Consider the following 19,673-nt stretch of genomic DNA (forward strand, 5'->3'; position numbering starts at 1 on the left):
TTCTCCGCTGAGCGAGGGATGCGAGCTTCTGCGCCAACAGGTCCTCCAGGTCGTCCTCGGAGAGGTCCTGAGGCGTTCGGCGGTGTCCGTTCTGGTGGGCGGGGCTTCCGGTTCCTCCGCCACGCTCGTGTCCAGGGCGAGGACGTCCTGCGCCAGGTAGTCCGTGAGCGACTCGACCGTCGGGTACTCGAAGACCACGGTCGACGGGAGGGGGTGCCCGAGCTGGCTCTGCAGGACGTTCTTCAGTTCGATCGCCATCAACGAGTCCAGGCCGATCTCGAAGAGCTTCTGCAGGGGCTCCAGGTGGTGCGTCGCCGGCAGGCCCAGCACCGCGAGCACCTGCCCGCGTACGTGGTCGAGCAGCAACTCGCGGCGGGCCTGCGGCGGGGCCGCGCGGAGCCGTTCGGCCAGCCCGGGGCCCTCGGTCGACGGGGCGGCCTGCTGCTCCCCGGTACGCAGGTTCCGGGCCAGTTCCCGCAGCAGCGCCGGCTCCCCGCCGGGGGCGTAGCGACGCAGGTACGCGGACCAGGTGACCGGCAGGACGCCGATCTGGGCCGGGTCGATGCGCAGGATCTGGTCCAGCGCGTCGACGCCCTGCTCCGGGGTGATCCCCCCGATGCCCTGGGCCGCCCACCGTCCCTCGCTCTGCCCCGCCCGGGCGGCCATGCCGGCCTCGGTCCACGGACCCCAGTTGACGCTGACCGCCGGCAGGCCCTGGGACCTGCGGTGGTGGGCGAGCCCGTCCAGGAAGGCGTTGGCGGCGGCGTAGTTGGCCTGGCCGGTGGAGCCGAACAGCGACGCCGCCGACGAGAAGAGGACGAAGAAGTCCAGCGGCAGGTCGCGGGTCAGCCGGTGCAGGTTCCACCCGCCGGCCACCTTGGGGGCCAGCACCCGGGCGAAGTCCGGCCAGGGCTGCTGGAGCAGCACGCCGTCGTGCAGCACGCCGGCGGCGTGGACCACGCCGCGCAGCGGTCGCGAGTCGGGGATCTCAGCGATCAGGCGTTCGAGGTCGTCGGCCCGCGCGACGTCCGCCCGGGCGGCGGTGACCTCGGCCCCGGAGCGGCGCAGGTCGTCGAGCGCGGCGGCGGCCTCGCCCGTCGGCGCGCGCCGCCCGAGGAGGACCAGGTGCCGGGCGCCGCGCCCGATCAGCCAGCGCGCGACCGTCAGGCCGAGCGCCCCCAGGCCGCCGGTGATCAGGTACGTCCCGTCGCCGTCGACGGTCACCCCCGCGCCGGTGGGCAGCGGGGCCTGCCGGGGGACGAGCCGGGCGACGGTACGCCGTCCACCGCGCACCGCGACCCGCTCCCCGGCCGGGGGCGCGAGGAGTTCGTCCGCGAGCGCGGAAGCGGCGTCCGGGTCACCGGCCTCCGGGTCGAGGTCGACCTGTCCACCCCACAGCTCCGGGTGCTCCAGTTCGATCACGTTGCCCAGGCCCCACAGCGGCGTCTGGGCGACGGCGACCGGCGCCTGCGGGCCGGGCGCACACGCCCCCCGGGTGACCAGGTGCAGCCTCGGCGTGGCGACCCCTTCCAGGCCCGCCAGGCCCCGGACGAGGTGCAGCGCTCCGCGGAGCAGCTGCGCCTGCGCGGCGTCGAGGTCGGACAGGTCCGGCTCGGACCCGGCCGCGGTCAGGCCCCACAGCAGGACGGCGCCGCGGAGCGGGACGTCCGAACCGGCGGCGACGGCGCTGAGCAGCTCGGCGACCTGCGCCGGCTCCGCCGGGTCGAGCTGCCAGGTCCGGTCGTCCAGGGGCGCCAGGGACGGGCCGGGGTGGGCGACGACCACCTCGTGTCCACGGGTGCGCAACTGGTCGGCCAGCATCGCCCCGAGGCCCGCCCGGTCGGCGCAGACGAGCCACCGTCCGGGAGCCTCGGCCACGGGCGCCGGCAGCGGCTGGGGCTGCCAGACCACCTCGTGGAGCAGGCCCGGGGTGCGGGACTGGCCGGCGCGGAGCAGCGCGGACCGTTCGGCGCGCTTGAGGCGCAGGCCCTGGCACTCGGCCACGACGCGGCCGTCGTCGTCGATCAGCCACACGTCGGCCGTCAACGTCTCGTCGGCGGCGTGGGTGCCGGGCCGCAGCCGGGCGTGGCCCCAGATTCGTCCGCCGGTGGCCCCGTACAGGCGGAACCGGTCCAGGCCGAGCGGCACGTACACGGTGAACTGGCGATCGGTGGCCGGCAGCGCCGCGCCGACAATCTGGAAGCTGGCGTCGATCAGGCCGGGGTGGAGCGCGTACCGCTCCTGCCGGTCGGTGTCCTCCGCCGCCCGCATCTGGCAGAGCGCCTCGCCGTCGCACCGCCAGATCCGGCTCTGCCAGCGGAATCCGGACTCCAGTTCGAGGCCGTGCCGCCAGCCCGTCTCGTAGAACCAGTCGACGTGGTCGGGGTCGGGTACGCAGCGCTCCTGGATCGCCGCGGGCGTCTCGTGCCGATCCGGGTCGCCGGCGTCGACGCACAGGGCACCGGTCGCGTGTGTCGTCCATGCCTGCTCGTCGGCGTCGCGGCTCACCAGGTGGACGGGCGGCTCCTGGCCGTCGGACTCCCCGAGGACCACCTGCACTACCCGGGCCTGCCGCTCGCCGAGCAGCATCGGTTGCGGGAAGACGACGTCCGTGAGCGCCGGCGACGCGGCCCGCGTCTCGGCTGCCGCGGCCAGCATCGCCAGGTGGTGCGCGCCGGGCACCACGATCTGGTCGTAGATGCGGTGCTCGGTCAGGAGCGGGTGAGTCTCGGGGTGCAGCACCGTCTCGAACACGGTGCCGGTGAGCGCGGGTGAGGAGAGGGTCCGACCGAGCAGCGGGTGCCCGTCCTCGTGCGCCGGGAGGGCCAGGGTCTGCCGCGAGGCTGCCGGCGACCAGTAGCGCTGGCGTTGGAACGGGTACGTCGGCAGGCCGACCGCCCCGGCCGCCATCGGCCCGACGATCGCCGCCCAGTCCAGCTCCACACCCCGCACGAACAGGCCCGCGACCGCGGCGAGGATCTGCTGCCAGTCGTCCCGGCCCCGCCGCAACGACGGCAACCACACCCGCTCACCATCGTCGTCCACACACTGCCGACCCGCCGCCAACAACACCGGATGCGGACCGACCTCCTGCACCACCGAACACCCGGTCTCCAGAAAGGCGGCAATGCCTTCGGCGAACCGGACCGGGGACGTCACGTGCTCTGCCCAGTACTCGGCCGACCCGAAGCTTTCACCCGCCAGGCCACCCGTCACGTTCGACACCACCGCACACTGCGCCGGACGGACGTCGACGGCCTGCGCCACTTCGCGGAACGCCGGCAGCATCGGCTCCATCAACGGCGAATGGAACGCGTGCGACACCCGCAACGCCTTGCACTCCACCCCCGCCCCGGACAGCCGCTCGCAGAGCTGCTCGACCGCCTCACCCGGACCGGCGACCACCGTCTCCACCGGCGAATTCACCGCCGCCACCACGACCGGCGTGCCCTCCAGCAACGGACGCACCCGCTCGACCGGCGCGGACACCGCCGCCATCGCCCCACCCGCCGGCAACGCCTGCATCAACCGGCCACGAGCCGCCACCACACGCAACCCGTCCTCCAGCGACACCACCCCCGCCACACACGCCGCCACCAACTCACCCACGCTGTGGCCCAACACGACGTCCGGACGCACACCCCAGTGCCGCCACAGACATGCGAGAGTCCACTCCACCGCGAACAACACCGGCTGCGTAAACCCGGTCTGCTCCAGCACCTTCCCCGCCACGTCCGCATCCGCATCCGACGACGGGAACAACACCTCCAACAGCGGCCGCTCCAACTCACCCGCCAACAACTCCGCACACCGGTCCAACTCGGACCGGAACACCGGCTCGGACTCGTACAGCGACCGGGCCATCCCCACCCACTGCGAACCCTGACCCGTGAACAACCACCCGACACGCGGACGCCGACCAACGGCCACCACGCCCTCAACCACCAGACGGTGCTGCTCACCGGCCAGCCAGCCCCGCAACCGCGCAACCGCCTCGGACGCATCCGACGCCACCACCGCCAGCCGACACGCAAAGTGCGACCGCGTCGCCGCCGCCGCGGCGCACACCACCGTGAACCCGGGAGCCTCCGCCGACTCCAGCAACTCCACATACCGGCCCGCCAACACCCGCAACGCACCCACGTCACGCGCCGACAACACCAACACGTGAGCGGGACGGCCCGACTCCTCGACGCCGTTCGCGACGGCTGCGTCGGGGGCCTCCGCCAGGACGAGGTGAGCGTTCGTGCCGCTCATCCCGAACGAGCTCACGCCCGCGATCCGGGGGCGCTCGCCACGCGGCCACGGCGTGGTCCCGGCGGCGACCTGGACGGGCAGGTCGTCCCACTTGATGTGCGGGTTCGGCGTCCGCAGGTGCAGGTGCGCCGGCACCTGCCCGTGCCGCAACGCCAGCACCGTCTTGATCAGACCGGCCACCCCGGCCGCGGCCTCCAGGTGCCCGATGTTCGTCTTGACCGAACCCAGCAGCAGGGGGCGGTCCGCAGCGCGCCCCCGTCCCAGCGCGGCGGCCAGGGCGTCGACCTCGATCGGGTCGCCGAGGGGCGTGCCCGTGCCGTGCGCCTCGACGTAGTCCACCTCACCCGGCTCGACACCCGCATCCACCAACGCCGACCGGATCAACTCCTGCTGCGCCAAACCATTCGGCACCGTCAGGCCACTACTCGGCCCGTCGTGGTTCACCGCCGAGCCCCGCACCACCGCCAACACCCGGTCACCGTCACGCCGCGCGTCCGACAGCCGCTTCAACACCACCACACCGCAGCCCTCACCACGGCCGTAACCATCCGCCGACGCGTCGAACGTCTTGCACCGACCGTCCGGCGACAACGCCCGGGTGCGGGACAGGTAGATGCTTCCCTGGGGGGTCAGCATCAGGTGGACGCCGCCGGCCAGCGCGAGGTCCGATTCTCCGGAACGCAGGCTGCGGCAGGCCAGGTGTACGGCGACCAGCGACGACGAGCAGGCCGTGTCCACGGCCATGCTCGGCCCCTGGAGCCCGAGCAGGTACGACAGCCGCCCGGCGGCCACGCTGAAGGCGTTGCCCGTGCCGGTGTACGCGTCCATGCTCGCCGGGTCGGCGGAGCGCAGCATCAGTGAGTAGTCGTCGGTGCCGATGCCGACGAAGACGCCGGTGCGGCTGCCGGCCAACCGCGCCGGCACCTGCCCCGCATCCTCCAACGCCTCCCAGGCCACCTCCAACAACAACCGCTGCTGCGGATCCAAACTCACCGCCTCACGCGGCGACACACCAAAGAACCCCGCATCAAACCCATCCACACCACTTACAAAATGACCAGCCCGCGAATACATCCGCCCCGCCACCTCAGGATCCGGCGCGACGCGACCCCGCCGACCCCCCGGAAGCCGCCGGCCACGCCCGACGACAGCCCAGCCGGATATCACACACGCCGACGCCTGCCAGACCAGACAGGAGCTGCGAATCTCTCCCCCACCCGGCTCGGGTGATCCACTCCATGTCGCCGACATTGTGGAGTCGACCCGAGATCTTGGTGAAAATCGGCCCCTCCAGGGGCCATTTCGCACCAAGATTGCGGGAAGCCAAAGCGTGGATGCGCCCATGTCGCCGCCATGGAGTTGATCACCGGGCAGCCGACGTGCGGCACTCGCGCACGGACACCATGGGGCCGCCGCCGCACACCCGGGAACGGGCCGCCGAGATACATCGGAACGGGCACCGCCGAAACGGACGCCACACACAACGGGCGCCGCGGTACAGCCGGACCGCGCACCGCCGCACCGCCGAAACGGACCCCACACAACGGGCGCCGCGGTACAGCCGGACCGCGCACCGCCGCACCGCCGAAACGGACCCCACACAACGGGCGCCGCGGTGCAACCGGGCACCGCCGGACAGCCGAGACGGGCGCCACACAGCCGGGAACGGTCGCCGCGATCGACGGTGCGCCGCGTCGGGCACGACGGCGCACCGACGTGCGGGTGCCCCGACGGCGACGCGGCGACCGGGCGCGCTCCGCCGCGGCGCCGCCCCCGGCAGCGACCGGCGCCAGCCCCACCGGCGGCTCGCCGCCTGCCAGGCAAATGACGATCGACTATGCATCTACCGTCCCGACATGGTTCACCATATGAAGGCCAGCGCATTGCCAGACGCCAAACGTTGACACCCGGTAGCCGCTGTGGCAGGTTGACGAATGGCGCGGGGAAAAGCCGCTCGGAAGGTTTTTTCAACGGCTTGCGTCGTTTCCGGAGCGCGGCACTCCGGGCCTCTTCCGACCCGCATCAGGGATTTCCGCCGGTCGTCGTCAGCATTTACCGATGATCCTGGCACCGAGTGGAAGGGAGACGCTCATGCGTTACATCCACTGACACGTCGCGTCGCCGCGGCCGTCTGGGCGGGTCCGGACGGCCGCGGTGTCACCTGCCTGCAAACAAGCCCACCACCTCGGAAGGGACGCGCCCTGTGGCGGACGAGACCACCGCGGCGGTACGCGACGCGAGCTACGATCCGCTGGCCCCGCCCGTGATCGCCGACCCGTACCCGCACTATCGGAAACTCCGGGAGACGAATAAGGTCCACTGGCACGAGGTGCTGGATTCCTGGGTGGTCACGGGGTATGCGGAGTGCCGGCAGGTGCTCGGTGACACCACCGACTTCGGCTCCGACTTCCGCCGCGTCGGTGTCGATATCCCGGACACCCAGCTGAGCGTGCAGTCACTCGATCCGCCCGAGCACGGCGCCATTCGGCACCTGCTCGTTTCGGCGTTGCACGAGCAGCCGCTGGAGGCCGTACGACAGCGGGCCGCGGCGAGCGCCGCGGACCAACTCGCCGAGCTGGCGGGGCAGGTGGGGCCGGTCGACCTGGTGCGCCGCTTCGCGCGCCCGGTGGCGCTGCGCACGATCACCGCCTTCCTGGGCGTGCCGCCGCCCGACGGCGAACAGTTCGAGCAGTGGTCCAACGCGATCGTGCGGAGCATGGACGCCGGCCTCGATCCCGCCCGGGCCGAGCCCGGCAACCACGCGCGGGCGGAGCTGAGCCGGCTCGTCGCCGGGTGGCTGGCCGACGCCGACGAACGGGGCTTCCTCGGGGCGGCCCGGCGGGCCGCGCGCACGGAGGACGTACCGGTGGCGGTGCTGGCCAACTCGCTGCGGGCGGTGCTGCACGCCGGCTACGAGTCGGTCAGCCGGCTGCTGAGCGGCGTCCTCGCCCGGCTCGTCCGGCACCCGGGGCTGCTGGCCGCTTCCGCGACCCCGCACGCCACCGAGGCCCTGCTCGACGAGCTGCTCCGGCTCGACGGCCCGGTGCAGGCCGACGCACGGGTGTGCGTCGACGACAGCACGGTCGGCGGCCAGCCGATCCGGCGGGGCGACGTGCTGGTGCTCTTTCTCGCCGCGGCCAACCGGGACCCGGCGGTCTTCCCCGATCCCGACGTCGTGCGCCTCGACCGGCGCCGGGGCCTGCACCTGGCCTTCGGGCGGGGCGCGCACGCCTGCCTCGGCGCCGGACTGGCGTCACTCCAGCTGCGCGAGGTGCTGGCGGCGCTGCGCGCCGGCGGCCTGCGATTCACGCCGGCCGGCCCGGCCGCGTACGAGCCCACGGCCACCCTGCGGGGCCTGGCCGAGCTTCCCGTCTCGGTGCGCCGGGCTGACCAGCCGGGCTGACCAGCCGGGCTGACCAGCCGGGCTGACCGGACCAGGCGGCCTCGACGGCAGCCGCCCCGTCGACGCGTACCCCGAATCCCACCGACGACCGGAGGTGTCGTGCGTAGCTTGACCGCGTTCCACAAGAGACTGGCCGGGCTGGTCGGCGTGCTGCTGCTGGCCGGGGCCGCCCTGCCGCCCGGCGGCGCCGCCCGGGCCGCGCCCGGCACCGCCGGGTCCGAGGCTGCGCGGCCCGGCGTCGCCGCGCCCCTGGCCGACCGGCTGGCGGCGGCCGTCACGGGCGCCGACGTCTACGCCCACGCGGCGGCCCTGCAGCTCATCGCCGACGCCAGCGGCGGCAACCGGGCCTACAACCGCGTCGGGTTCACCCGCTCGGCGGAGTACGTCAGCACGCTGCTGCGGGCGGCCGGGTACCGGGTCGTGGAGCAGCCCGTCCCCTACACCGACTTCGACGTCACCACCGAGCGGCTGCGGGTCGACGGGGCCGCCGTCACGGACGTGCCGGTGCTGATGACCCGGTTCACCCCGTCGACCCCGGCCGACGGCATCGAGGCGCCCGTGGTGGCGCCGATCGCCGGACGTACCGGGTGCGACCCGGCCGACTACGACGGCGTCGGCGCCGCCGGGGCGGTCGTGGTGGTCGCGCGGGCGGCCTGCGGCTACACGCGGCAGCAGCAGGTGGCCGCCGGCGTCGGGGCGCGCGCCGTGCTGCTGTACTACGTCACCCCGTCGCCGGAGAACAGCTACCGGTTCCACGCCTTCGTCCCGGAGGCGTTCACGATCCCGGTCGCCTCGGTGTCGCAGCGCGACGGCGAGGAGTTGGCGCGGGCGTCGCGCGCCGGCGGCGTACGCGCGCACCTGACGCTGCGGGCCAGCAACGTCGAGCGGACCACGGTGAACCTGATCGCCGAGACCGCCGGCGGCGACCCGGACAACGTGGTGCTGCTCGGCGCGCACCTGGACAGCGTCACGGAGGCGCCCGGCATCAACGACAACGGCGCGATGGCCGCCACCGTGCTCCAGGTGGCCCTGGCGCTGGCCGGACGCCAGCACGCGGTGGCCAACAAGGTGCGGTTCGTGTGGTGGGGCGCGGAGGAGATGGTCAACGTCGGCTCCGGGCACTACGTGTCCACCCTGTCCGCCGACGAGCGGCGGCGCGTCGCGGCCGTGCTCAACGGGGAGCTGATCGCCTCCCCCAACTACGGGCGCTTCGTCTGGGACCGGGGCACCGGCGGCGGGCATGTGATCGCCGGCCTCTTCGCCGGGTACTTCGACCGTCGGGGGCTGCCGTACGAGCGGACCAGCCCCGATTCCGTCGGGTCCGACCACCTGGCGTTCGAGGCCGTGGGCATCCCCACCGGCGGGATCGACGGCGGCAACCTGGGGGTCAAGACGCCGGCCCAGCAGGCCCTGTTCGGCGGCCAGGCGGGGCAGATGTTCGACCACTGCTACCACCAGCCCTGCGACCGGCTCGACAGCCTCAACCGGCAGGCCCTCGACACCAACGTCCCCGCCGTGGCCTGGGTGCTCGGGCGGTTGGCCGAGGACGTGACGGACGTCCGGGCGGCCGGGTCGGCGCCGGCGCCGACCCGGCCGGGCGACGGCCCGGCGTAGCGGCCGTTCCGGTCCCGGGGCCACCGCCGTAGCGGCGGCGGCCCCGGGCCGGCCCTAGGCGATCTCGATGAAGTCGAGCTCGGCCCAGCGGTCGCGGTGGGTGAGCCGCAGGGTGTTCCACCCGGCGTTCAGGGTGACGTCGGCGCGCACCTGCCGCCAGGTCTCCCACCCCGTGTTGGGGTAGCCGACGACCTGGGCGGCGCCGCCGTTGACGGTCAGCGTGTGGGTGGCGTCGCCGTAGCCGGCGGCGTAGGCGATGTGGGCGGTGTAGCCGCCGGCGCGCGGGGCGTACACGGTGACGTCGACCCAGCTGTCGGCGTAGTCGATGTACGCCACGACCTGGCCCTGCGAGGCGGTCGCGGTGTTGCGCACGGCGCAGTGGTTGAGCACTCCGCGCTCGGTCTCGTAGCGCACCCGGCTGCCCCGCACGACAGGGTACTCGCCGGCCCAGCCGAGCGCCGCCACGTACATCCCCCGGGCGCTGTAGTTGTTGATCCAGCCGTGGAAGACGAGGTGGTCGCCGCCGGCCTCCCGCACGACGTCCGCGCCGCCCGGGCCCCGCACGGCGCCGTCCACGCTCGCGGTGGTCAACAGCGACCGGTACGCCTTCGCGTACGGCCCCGTGAGCGAGGTCGACGTCGCGTAGCTGGTCTGGTACCCGTCGCCGCCGTAGCCGCCGAGCGAGTAGAAGAGCACGTAGCGGGTCCCGACCTTGGTCAGCACGGGCGCCTCGATGACGCCGGCCTCCTCGGGGCGGTCGTTGCGCAGCAGCTCGACGCGGGCGCCCTGCAGCGTCACGCCGTCGGCGGCGACCTGCTGGAGCCAGAGGCTCGTCGGCTGGCCGATGGCGTTGCCGTCGTCCTTGTAGAGCAGGTACCGCAGCCCGGTGCCGTCGACGAAGCTGGAGGCGTCGATGTCGCCGCCCTCGCCGCCGTTGCAGACCAGCGGGCCGGTGCCGACGGGGGCGAACGGGCCGAGCGGCGAGCTGGCCAGGGCCGCGCCGATGCACTGCCGGCCGACGGTGCGGCTGCGGGCGGTGTAGTAGAGCAGGAACCTGCCGTCGGCGCGCTGGGACACGTCGGGGGCCCAGGTGCGGCCGCCGCTCGCCCAGGCGCCGAGGGTCGGCAGGGCGTCGGGCCGCCGGGTCCACGGGCCGGTCAGCGAGGTGGCCGTGGCGACCGGCACGTTGCCGTTGCCGTTGTTGGTCGAGTAGGCGTAGTAGGTGCCGCCGACCTTGATCACGTCCGGGTCGGGGAAGTCGCTGCCGATGACGAGCGCGGCGGGCGTGGTCGCGGCGGAGGCCGGCTGGGCGGCGATGACGAAGGGGCTGGCCGCGAGCGCGGCGACCAGGCAGGCGAGGACTCTGCGCATGACCGAGCATAACCACGGCCATCGATGCATTGCGCGGGATCAGACCTGTCCGGCGTAGAAGCCGTACCGGGCCAGCGGCTCGACGATCTGCTGCTCCTCGTACGACAGGTGGGACAGCAGGGTGTCGGTGAGCAGGTCGACCGCCTCCTGGAGCGTGGTGAAGTCGCCCGGGGTACGGAGCAGGTCGACCAACGCCCGGTCCACGCCCTCCACCACGTCGTGGATGACCACGTGCTCCTCTTCGAGCCGGTCGAGCACGGGGCCCAGTCCCGGGTCGGCGCGCCGCAGGTGGGGGAAGATCGAGTTGTCCTCCAGCCCGTGGTGCTGGGTCACCACGGTGCAGTACGCGGCGCAGTACGCCCCCAGCGTCCAGTTGTTCTGCCGCATCGTCATCCGGTTGAGCGCCGCCCGGGCGTCCCCGGCCGAGACGACGCCCCGCCGGACCTGGTCGAGCAGGTCCCGCACCTGGCCCAGTTCCTGGCGCAGGTGGTCGTGCACGTCGACGAGGTGCGCGCCGACGGCCTGCGCGTGCGGGGTGTAGACGTGCCCCGGGGGCGGGGCGACCGGGCGGGTGGACTCGTCCCAGAGCCGCCGGTCGCTGAGCCGTACGCCCGGATCGGGGGTGGGCCGGACGGCGAGCGCGGTGGACCCGCCGGCCGCCACCGCCTCGCGCTGCTCCTCGACGGCCGCCGCCCGCGTGCCTGGCTCGCGGCGTTCGGCGGCGACCAGCTCCCGTACGGCGGGCGCCACCTCCTGGGCGAACAGCTGGATCGAGGTCGGATCGTCGGCACCGAGGACGAACCCGGAGATGCCGTGGTCGAGGGCGAGCCCGGCCAACTCCTCCACCCACTGCTGCGGCGGGCCGGTCAGCAGGCCCGAGCCGGACGGGCTGAACTGCCCGAAGACGTTCAGCAGCCGCCGCACCGCCCGGGGGTCCCGCCCGGCCGCCTCGGCGCCCTCGTCGACGACCGCGTTGAGCCGCGGCAGGTCCGTCGGCCCGTTCGGCAGGTACGACAGCGACGGCAGCCAGCCGTCCGCCGCCCGGCCGACCAGCCGCAGCATCCGCGGCTTGTACGCCCCCACCCAGATCCCCACGTCGTGGGCCGGCGCGGGTCCGCGCTTGGCGCCGACCACCCGGTAGTGCGCCCCGTCGACCCGGACCCCGCCACGCCGGTCGGCCGCCCACACCTCGCGGACGACCCGGATCGCCTCGTCCAGGGCCTCGACCGACTGCCCCGGGGTGAGCCGGCGGCCCCCGACGGCCTCGATCCCCTCCCAGAAGGCGCCCGCGCCGAGCCCCAGCTCCACTCGGCCGCCGGTGAGCAGGTCCAGGCTGGCGACGCTGCGGGCGAGCACCACCGGCTGGCGCAGCGGCAGGTTCAGCACGTTGCCGGCCAGCCGGATCCGGCTGGTCGCCGCCGCCAGGTACGACATCAGCGTCCACGTGTCGAGGAACTTCGGCTGGTAGGGGTGGTCCTGGAAGGTGGCGAGGTCGAGGCCGACCTGTTCGCAGAGCTTCGCCCGGGCGACCACCTGCTCCGGATGCTGGGCGTCGGGGGTGAGGAAGCCGCCGAAGATCAGCTCGTGCCCGTAGTCGGTCATCGCCGCTGCGCCACCTCGCCCCTCGTCCCGCGTCGCGCCGCCGGTTTGGGCCGCGCCGCCGGCCCGGCCAGGCCCGCGACCAGCCGGTACGACCGGATCACCGTAGCCCGCCCCGCGACGAGGTGCTCACCGGACGGGTCTGACGATCAGCGCAGGACCAGAAGGTCCAGCACATCGATCACGGGCCCGGTGTCGACACGAGCGGCCTCGTGCAGTCGCTCGACTCCGGCGGCGTACTCGTCGTCGGTGATCAACTGAAGCGGAGTGTGCGCCTCCCGCCGCAGAGCGGTGGCCGCCTCCCGTAGCGAAGCGGCGGTGATCTGCGGGACCTCCTCGATCGCCGCCGTGGCGAATCCGGCGTCGGCGAAGGCGGATTCGACGTCGGCGATGCCGGGGTAGGTGTCGAGCACCCGAACGGCTTCCGGAAAGTAGCGGAACAGGGTGATCGCCTGGTGCCGGCCGGCGAACGCCGACCGGATGAGCACGGGGGCGCCGGGGCGCAGGACCCGGCGCAGTTCGTGCGCCGCGGCGGTCAGGTCGGGAACATGGTGGATGACGGTGGAGAGCCACGCGCCGTCGACGCTGTCCTCGTTCAACGGGATGCGCGCGGCGTCGCCGGCGAGGATGGGCTCGAACACGGAGCGGGCGCACATCGCCGCCGACGGCTCGACGGCGACGACGCCGGGAAACCAGGTGGTGAAGTTCCGCGCCCAGCTTCCCGTGCCGGCGCCCAGATCGAGCAGTCGCATGCCCGGCAGCGGGGCGAGGTGCCGGGTCGCGGCGGCCCGCCACGAGGCGAGCCCGTCCTCGGCGAGGTGGCGGGTCGCCTCGAACGCCGCCGCGTCTGCGTGGTCGTACGCGATGCGCGCCATGCGACGAGCCAACAGCCCCGGGTGGCCGAGGGCAAGGAGAGCATGGCGAGATTCACAGTCGCTGATTTCCGCGGCTGGCGCATCAGGTCGACCCGTACGTCGGCCTGACCGACACGGACTTCTCAGCGGTCCGGCGGTGGCTCGGGCAAGGTGAGGAAAACTATTGATCACGGGCACTCCCATGCTCTCGGCGGGGGCTGTTTTCGGCGAAACCGGGCAGAACCCGGCACGGCCGGGGCTACCGTCTCCGAGTGGACGCCCAGACGAAAGCGATCCAGGCGCTCAGGACCGATCCGGAGCTGTCCGCGCTCCGCCGTTCACTCGACTCCTACTACGGGCACCCCGAGCGCGACACCGCCATGGACGCGCTGTACGCGCAGTTCGTCCACGCCGGTGACCTCGTCCTCGACGTCGGGGCACACGTGGGCGACCGGGTCGGCAGCTTCCGCCGCCTCGGTGCCCGCGTCGTGGCCGTGGAGCCTCAGCCGCTGTGCGTACGCGCCCTCCGCGCCCTGTACGGCGGCGACGACGACCGGGTCACGGTCGTGGAGGCGGCGTGCGGTGCCCGCTGCGGCGGCGTCGAGCTGTACGTCAACTCCGCCAACCCCACGGTGTCCAGCGCCTCCTCCCAGTTCGTCCAGGCGGCGGACGGTGCGGACGGGTGGGAGGGCGAGGTGTGGGACTCGACGCTCACCGTACGGTCCGTCACCCTCGACAGGCTCATCGCCGAGCACGGCGAGCCGGCCTTCGTCAAGATCGACGTCGAGGGTTTCGAGGACGCGGTGCTGGCGGGGCTGAGCCGCGCCCTGCCCGCGCTGTCCTTCGAGTTCACCACGATCGAGCGCCCGCTCGCGCGACGCTGCCTCGACCGGCTCGCGGCGCTGGGCTTCCACGGCTTCAACATGGCGCTGGGTGACGACATGGCCCTGACCTTTCCCGGGTGGCTGTCGGCGGAGGCGATCGCGGCGCACCTGGACGCGCTGCCGCACGCCGCCAACTCCGGCGACGTGTACTGCGTGTCCTGACCGGCCGGGAAGTCGCCTGGATGCGGTGGGTCTCCGGAGTGCTCGGACTGGCCGTCCTGGTCGTCACGGTGGGCAGCGTCCTGCGCAACCTGGTGGTCCCGCGCGGCCTGGGTTCGTTGCTGGTACGGGTGCTGTGGCGGTCGGCGCGCCGGCTGCTGCGCGGCGCGGCGGCGCCCTTCCGCAGCTACGACGCACGGGACCGGCTCCTCGTCTGGCTGCCGCCGATCGTGCTGCTCGCGATGCTGTGGTCCTGGCTGGCCGGGCTGCTGATCGCGTACGCGCTGCTCATGCACTCCGCCTCCGGGCTGTCGTGGCCCGACTCGTTCCGGGAGGCCGGGTCCAGCCTGTTCACCCTCGGGTTCGCCTCCGGCACCCGCAGCCGGCTCACCCCGCTGGACTTCGCGGCCGCCGCGAGCGGGCCGCTGGTCATCGCGCTGCAGATCGCCTACCTGCCGACGTTGTACGGCGCGTACAACCGGCGGGAGCTGGAGGTCACGCTGTTGCAGTCCCGCGTCTCCCTGCCCGCGTGGGGGCCGGAGCTGCTGGCCCGCCAGGCCCTCGTCGGCACGGTGGACGAGCTGCGCGGGCTGTACGAGGACTGGGAACGGCTGGCCGCCGACATCGGCGAGACCCACACCAACTACCCCGTACTGCTGTCCTTCCGCTCGCCGCGCCCCTACCGCAGCTGGGTGATCGCCCTGACCGCGGTGATGGACGCCGCCGCCATGCACATCTCCCTGGCCCCGTCGGCGGCGCCGGTCCCCGCCGCGCGGCTGATGCTGCGCTCGGGCTTCACCGCGCTGCGCGACATCGCCCGGCTCATCCGCGTCCCGTTCGACCCCGACCCCCGCCCGGACGGCCCGCTCCAGCTCACGTTCGAGGAGTACGCGGAGGCGGTGGCGCACGTGCAGCGGGCCGGCTTCGTGCTGGAACGCTCGGCCGAGGAGTCCTGGCCGGACTTCCGCGGCTGGCGGGTCAACTACGAGAGCATCGCGTACGAGTTGGCCCGCAGCCTGGACGCGGTGCCGGCGCTGTGGAGCGGCGGCCGGGACTTCCCCGGCGGGCCGGTCGCGCCCCGCCGGCCGACGGACCGCCGGCCGGGGCACCCGCGCGGCGACCGGCCCTGACCCGACGGCCGGTCACACCGCCGGCCGGACGGGGTCGCGTGGCACGGAAAACACCTCGCAGGCGGGGTTGGCGGGCCGCACCGCGTGGGTAGGTACGACCAGCGTGACGAGGACGTACCGCTTGACGGTCGCGGCCCTGGCCGTGCTGGGGCTCTGGGCGGGGCTGGCGTACCAGGCGACGCGACCGGAGGACGCGTCCGGCTACCTGCGCACCGCGCTGCAGGTGGCCGCCTCGGCGCACGACGCCGCGGCCACCGGCGCGCTGGTCGGCCGCCAGCAGCTGCGTGGCCGCCTCTTCGACCCCGTCGCGGCCACCGCCTACGACGACGCCGTACGGGCCGTGGCCGGCGCGCAGAAGAAACTCGGGAGCGCGCTCGCCCCCGACGGCGCCTCGGCCGCGCTGCGCGACCGGCTCGCCCCGCTGGTGCACGCCACCGCCCGCGAGTTGTCCCGGGCCGCGACCGCCGCCGACGAGCGGACCCTCCGCGACGCCGTCGCCGCCCTCGACGACACCGCCCGCCGGCTGGACGACCTCATCGAGGACAACCGGTGAGCCGGGTTCGCGGGGCATCGTCGTGAAACGGGTCCTCGCCGTCGCGCTGGGCATCCTGACCGCCATCGGCGGATTCGTCGACATCGGCGACATCGTCGCCAACGCCGAGGCCGGTGCCCGGTTCGGCGTCGCCCACGCCTGGGTCCTGCTGCTCGGCGTGGTCGGCATCTGCGCGTACGCCGAAATGAGCGGCCGGGTGACCGCGGTCAGCGGCCGTCCGGTCTTCGACCTCGTCCGCGAGCGCCTCGGGCCGCGGGTGGCGCTGGCCAACCTCGCCGGTTCCCTGTTCGTCACGGTGCTGACCCTCGGCGCGGAGATCGGCGGCGTCGGGCTGGCGCTGCAACTGGCCACCAGCGTCCACTACCTGCTGTGGGTGCCGGTCGTCGCGGTCGTGCTCTGGGTCGCGCTGTGGCGGGCGAAGTTCTCGCTGCTGGAGAACGTCTTCGGGCTCACCGGCCTGGCCCTGGTCGTGTTCGTCATCGCGCTGTTCCGCCTGCACCCGGACGCCGGGCAGCTGTGGCAGCAGGCCAGCCACCCCGGGCCGCCCGCCGGCGAGGACTGGGGCACCTACTGGTTCTTCGCCGTCGCGCTGTTCGCCTCGGCCATGACCCCGTACGAGGTGTTCTTCTTCTCCTCCGGCGGGGTGGAGGAACGCTGGCGCACGAGGGACCTGCTCACCTCGCGGGTCAACGTGTTCGTCGGGTTCCCGCTCGGTGGCCTGCTCGCGTTCGCGCTGATGGTCGCCTCCGCCACCGTGTTCCAGCCCCTCGGGGCGTCCGTCGACGCGCTGTCCCAGGTCGCCCTGCCCGCCGCGGTCGCGCTCGGGAAGCTGGGCCTGGCCGCGGCGATCCTCGGCTTCTTCGCCGCCACCTTCGGCGCGGCCATGGAGACGGGGTTGTCCAGCGCGTACACGGTCGCCCAGTACTTCGGCTGGGCCTGGGGCAAGCTGCGCCGCCCCCGGGAGGCGGCCCGCTTCCACACCGTACTCATGATCGCGATCCTCGTCGGCGTGGCGGTGCTCATGACCACCATCGACCCGATCCAGCTGACGGAGTACACCCTGGTGTTCAGCGCGGTGGCGCTGCCGCTGACGTACCTGCCGATCCTCGTCGTCGCCAACGACCGCGGCTACCTCGGTGGGCGCGTCAACGGCCGACTCGCCAACGGCGTCGGCCTGTTCTACCTGGTCGTGGTCCTCGCCGCCGCGACCGCCGCGATCCCCCTGATGCTCGTCACCCGGATGGGAGGTGGCTGACATGCTCATCGGCTTCGACCTGCTCGACCGGCAGATCCTCGACTCCGACGGCGAACCGGTCGGGAAGGTCGACGACGTGGAGTTGGCGCTGGCCGACGACGGCACGCCGTACGTGGCGGCGCTGCTCGTCGGCCAGCAGGCGCTCGGCGAACGCATCGGCGGCGTCCTCGGCCGCTGGCTGGCCGGTACGGCCCGACGGCTGGCGCCCGACCACGACCGTGGCCCCATCCGCATCCCGTACGACCTGGTGGCCGAGGTCACCAGCGCGGTCACCCTCTCCGTGCGTCGCGAGATCCTGCCCGATCCGCCCCTGGAGACCTGGCTGCGCGACGCCCTGGTCGCCCGCATCCCCGGAGCGACCGATGCGGGCTGACCGGTCCGGGGACACGCTGCGGGCCGGCGCCCTGCTGCGGCGTCCCGTCCGGGACGCCGACGGCCGCGTCCTGGGCCGGGTCGCCGACATCGAGACCACCCGCGACGGCGACGGCCGTGAACGCGTCACCGCCCTGATCGTCACCGCCGGACGGTGGGGTCGGCTCCTCGGCTACGAGCGCCACGAGACGGCGGGCCCGTGGCTGCTCGAACGCCTCGCCCACCTCGTCCTGCGCCGCCACCTCACCCGCGTGCCGTGGCGGGACGCCCGGCTCTGAGTCCTACCCGACGGGCCGGGTGCCGTCGAGCAGCCGCCGCACGCGGGTCAGGCTCTCCCGCAGGTTGTCCTCGCTGGTCGCCGCGCGGGCCTCGGCCGGCGTGAACCAGCGCAGCGGCGCGTCGGGCGTCTCGGGGCGGGCCGCCCGCGGCTCGGCCGTGGCCAGGACGAACCGCAGGTCGGCGTGCTCGTGGGCGGGTTCGTCGCCCCTGGCGTTCACCGACACGATCACCAGGTGCAGCAGCGCCGCGTCCGGCCACGGGACCAGGTCGGTCAGGCCGGTCTCCTCGCGGCCCTCGCGCAGCGCGATGTCGACCGGGTCGGTCTCCCCCGGGTCGCCGTGGCCGCCGACCTGCAGCCACGCCTGCTGCCGCTGGTGCCAGCGCAGCAGGATCCTCCCGCTGTCGGGATGCACGACCAGCGCGGACGCGGTGAGGTGCAGGGGCGTCGACCGCAGCCACGGGTCCTCGGCGGTCGCCAGCAGCCCGCGTACGCGGGCCACGTCGGCGGCCTCCGTCGGGTCCTGCGGACGGAAGCTGGACAGGAGGTCGACGATCGGTCGGGCGACGGCGGGCATGCCGGCGAGCTTAGTCGCCACGGGTGGGAGCCCCGTCGCGTGACGCGCCCTGCCGGTCGCCCGCCCGCCGCGGGCAAGCCGACGGTGCCGCGCGGGGGCCCTCACGTGCACCGCCCAGCGTCATGCCGCCCCGGGTCGCGGCGGCGATCGCGGCGTTCATCTCCGCCGAGTTGAACGCCTGGGTCGGGTAGGCGGGCGTCGGCGAGGATCTGCTCCAGCTCGTCTCAGCCATCGGCCGCTCTGCACGTTCTTTCGCCTTTGCGGGGATTCCTGCTGGGATACCCTTATCGGGCCAAATACCCAGTCCGGATGAGGTGATCTCGGGTGCGAGCGGTGGCGGTCGCGAACTACAGCGCGCGTCCGACGATCATGGAACTTCCCGATCCCCGGGCCGGGCACGGGGAGGTGCTGGTCGCGATCCGTGCGGCGGGCGTCAACCCGATCGACCTGGCGATCGCCAACGGAGAATGGGCGGCCCGGGGCGCGGACGCGAGATTTCCCCTGATCATGGGCATCGACATGGCGGGGGTCGTCGAGGCCGTCGGCGAGCACGTGACCCGGTTCGCGCCGGGCGACGCCGTGTTCGGCCAACTGTTCCTGCCGCCCCTCGGCTCGACCGGGACGTACGCCGAGCAGGTCGCGGCGCCGGAGGAGGCGAACCTGGCGCGGGTGCCACCCGGGCTGGATCTGGAGACCGCGGCGACGCTGCCCACGGCCGGCGGCGCCGCCCTGAACATCGCCGACGGCCTCGGGCCGCTGACCGGCGAGACCGTGCTGATCGTCGGCGCGGCCGGCGGGGTCGGGTCCTTCCTGACGCAGTTCCTCGCCGCCTCCGGCGCCAGGGTGCTCACCGTCGCTCGGGCGGGCGCGGCGGACCGGTTGCGCGCGTACGGCGCGGCGGAGAACTTCGACCGCGCCGCGGTCTCGATCCCGGACGCCGTGGGCGCGGCGTGCCCGGACGGCATCGCCGTCCTCGTCGACCTGGCGAGCGACGCCGAGGCGTTCGCCGCGCTGGCGCCGCTCGTCCGCGTCGGCGGTACGGCCCTGTCGACCCGCTTCGCCGCCGACGTCGACGACCTGGCCGACTACGGAATCAGCGCGATCAACTTCGCGGTCAACATGACACCGGACCTGCTCGCGCGGCTCGCGGACGCCGTCGTGGCGGGCCAGGTCGCGGCCCCGCCGATCCGGACGGTACGGCTGGACGACGCGCCGAGCCTGCTGAGCCGGCCCCTCACCAGCGACGGCGAGGGCAGGACGGTGATCCTCCCCGCCGAATGAGGGTGAGCGGCCGCCGGTCGCCGACGTGCCACTGTGGAGGCTGCCGGTCTCGGCGCCGCCGAGCTCGGGTGACCCCCGCCCGGGGCG

Annotated in this window: 13 protein-coding genes and 1 pseudogene; 9 read left to right on the forward strand and 5 right to left on the reverse strand. The window is 73.8% G+C overall.

Annotated features, from left to right (window positions below; genetic code table 11):
• Nucleotides 1-165: 165 nt before the first annotated feature.
• Nucleotides 166-6,141, reverse strand: a pseudogene (locus tag ABGB16_RS10330) (type I polyketide synthase); the annotation flags it as partial.
• A 319-nt stretch (nucleotides 6,142-6,460) separates the two neighbouring features.
• Between ABGB16_RS10330 and ABGB16_RS10335 the strand changes: the two are divergent.
• Entirely contained in the window at nucleotides 6,461-7,660 is a 1,200-nt protein-coding gene (locus tag ABGB16_RS10335) for a cytochrome P450 (protein ID WP_347667766.1), read from the forward strand.
• A gap of 99 nt (nucleotides 7,661-7,759) precedes the next feature.
• The gene (locus ABGB16_RS10340; RefSeq protein ID WP_347667767.1) at nucleotides 7,760-9,274 is read left to right on the forward strand and encodes a M28 family peptidase; all 1,515 of its coding nucleotides are present in this window, start codon (nucleotides 7,760-7,762) and stop codon (nucleotides 9,272-9,274) included.
• A 54-nt stretch (nucleotides 9,275-9,328) separates the two neighbouring features.
• On the opposite strand, the gene ABGB16_RS10345 is transcribed toward ABGB16_RS10340, so the two are convergent.
• The 3 genes from ABGB16_RS10345 to ABGB16_RS10355 all read right to left on the reverse strand — a co-directional run bounded on the left by ABGB16_RS10345 (nucleotide 9,329) and on the right by ABGB16_RS10355 (nucleotide 13,119).
• Entirely contained in the window at nucleotides 9,329-10,645 is a 1,317-nt protein-coding gene (locus ABGB16_RS10345) for a family 43 glycosylhydrolase (protein WP_347667768.1), read from the reverse strand.
• Nucleotides 10,646-10,684: 39 nt separating this feature from the next.
• Nucleotides 10,685-12,247, reverse strand: a complete 1,563-nt coding sequence (locus tag ABGB16_RS10350) for an LLM class flavin-dependent oxidoreductase (protein WP_347667769.1) — start codon at nucleotides 12,245-12,247, stop codon at nucleotides 10,685-10,687.
• Between the two features lie 146 nt (nucleotides 12,248-12,393).
• The gene (locus ABGB16_RS10355) at nucleotides 12,394-13,119 is read right to left on the reverse strand and encodes a class I SAM-dependent methyltransferase (protein ID WP_347667770.1); all 726 of its coding nucleotides are present in this window, start codon (nucleotides 13,117-13,119) and stop codon (nucleotides 12,394-12,396) included.
• A gap of 251 nt (nucleotides 13,120-13,370) precedes the next feature.
• Here ABGB16_RS10355 and ABGB16_RS10360 point away from each other — a divergent pair, with 251 nt between their 5' ends.
• From ABGB16_RS10360 to ABGB16_RS10385, 6 genes are all read left to right on the forward strand, one after another.
• Nucleotides 13,371-14,144, forward strand: a complete 774-nt coding sequence (locus ABGB16_RS10360) for an FkbM family methyltransferase (protein WP_347667771.1) — start codon at nucleotides 13,371-13,373, stop codon at nucleotides 14,142-14,144.
• Between the two features lie 20 nt (nucleotides 14,145-14,164).
• Nucleotides 14,165-15,271: a hypothetical protein gene (locus ABGB16_RS10365; protein WP_347667772.1), complete on the forward strand. Its 1,107-nt coding sequence runs from the start codon at nucleotides 14,165-14,167 to the stop codon at nucleotides 15,269-15,271.
• A 103-nt stretch (nucleotides 15,272-15,374) separates the two neighbouring features.
• On the forward strand, nucleotides 15,375-15,824 hold the full coding sequence (locus ABGB16_RS10370) for a hypothetical protein (protein WP_347667773.1): 450 nt from the start codon (nucleotides 15,375-15,377) through the stop codon (nucleotides 15,822-15,824).
• 22 nt (nucleotides 15,825-15,846) lie between these two features.
• Nucleotides 15,847-17,079, forward strand: coding sequence for a divalent metal cation transporter (locus ABGB16_RS10375; RefSeq protein ID WP_347667774.1), 1,233 nt, complete (start codon nucleotides 15,847-15,849; stop codon nucleotides 17,077-17,079).
• 1 nt (nucleotide 17,080) lies between these two features.
• A complete protein-coding gene (locus tag ABGB16_RS10380) occupies nucleotides 17,081-17,452 on the forward strand; it encodes a hypothetical protein (protein WP_347667775.1) in 372 nt (123 codons plus the stop codon).
• A complete protein-coding gene (locus ABGB16_RS10385) occupies nucleotides 17,442-17,729 on the forward strand; it encodes a PRC-barrel domain-containing protein (protein WP_347667776.1) in 288 nt (95 codons plus the stop codon). The genes ABGB16_RS10380 and ABGB16_RS10385 overlap by 11 nt, the downstream gene beginning before the upstream one ends.
• Nucleotides 17,730-17,732: 3 nt before the next feature.
• Here ABGB16_RS10385 and ABGB16_RS10390 read toward each other — a convergent pair whose 3' ends face one another.
• Nucleotides 17,733-18,305, reverse strand: a complete 573-nt coding sequence (locus ABGB16_RS10390; RefSeq protein WP_347667777.1) for an NUDIX domain-containing protein — start codon at nucleotides 18,303-18,305, stop codon at nucleotides 17,733-17,735.
• Nucleotides 18,306-18,629: 324 nt separating this feature from the next.
• Between ABGB16_RS10390 and ABGB16_RS10395 the strand changes: the two genes are divergently transcribed.
• Nucleotides 18,630-19,586: an NADP-dependent oxidoreductase gene (locus ABGB16_RS10395; protein ID WP_347667778.1), complete on the forward strand. Its 957-nt coding sequence runs from the start codon at nucleotides 18,630-18,632 to the stop codon at nucleotides 19,584-19,586.
• Nucleotides 19,587-19,673 lie beyond the last annotated feature (87 nt).

Source organism: Micromonospora sp. B11E3, from assembly GCF_039871625.1.
Lineage (GTDB): Bacteria > Actinomycetota > Actinomycetes > Mycobacteriales > Micromonosporaceae > Micromonospora.

What these genes read in the sequence shown, in the direction of transcription:
- ABGB16_RS10345 (WP_347667768.1), bottom strand. Translation starts at nt 10,645, where the DNA reads ATGCGCAGAGTCCTCGCCTGCCTGGTCGCCGCGCTCGCGGCCAGCCCC.
- ABGB16_RS10350 (WP_347667769.1), bottom strand. Translation starts at nt 12,247, where the DNA reads ATGACCGACTACGGGCACGAGCTGATCTTCGGCGGCTTCCTCACCCCC.
- ABGB16_RS10355 (WP_347667770.1), bottom strand. Translation starts at nt 13,119, where the DNA reads ATGGCGCGCATCGCGTACGACCACGCAGACGCGGCGGCGTTCGAGGCG.
- ABGB16_RS10365 (WP_347667772.1), top strand. Translation starts at nt 14,165, where the DNA reads ATGCGGTGGGTCTCCGGAGTGCTCGGACTGGCCGTCCTGGTCGTCACG.
- ABGB16_RS10380 (WP_347667775.1), top strand. Translation starts at nt 17,081, where the DNA reads ATGCTCATCGGCTTCGACCTGCTCGACCGGCAGATCCTCGACTCCGAC.
- ABGB16_RS10385 (WP_347667776.1), top strand. Translation starts at nt 17,442, where the DNA reads ATGCGGGCTGACCGGTCCGGGGACACGCTGCGGGCCGGCGCCCTGCTG.
- ABGB16_RS10390 (WP_347667777.1), bottom strand. Translation starts at nt 18,305, where the DNA reads ATGCCCGCCGTCGCCCGACCGATCGTCGACCTCCTGTCCAGCTTCCGT.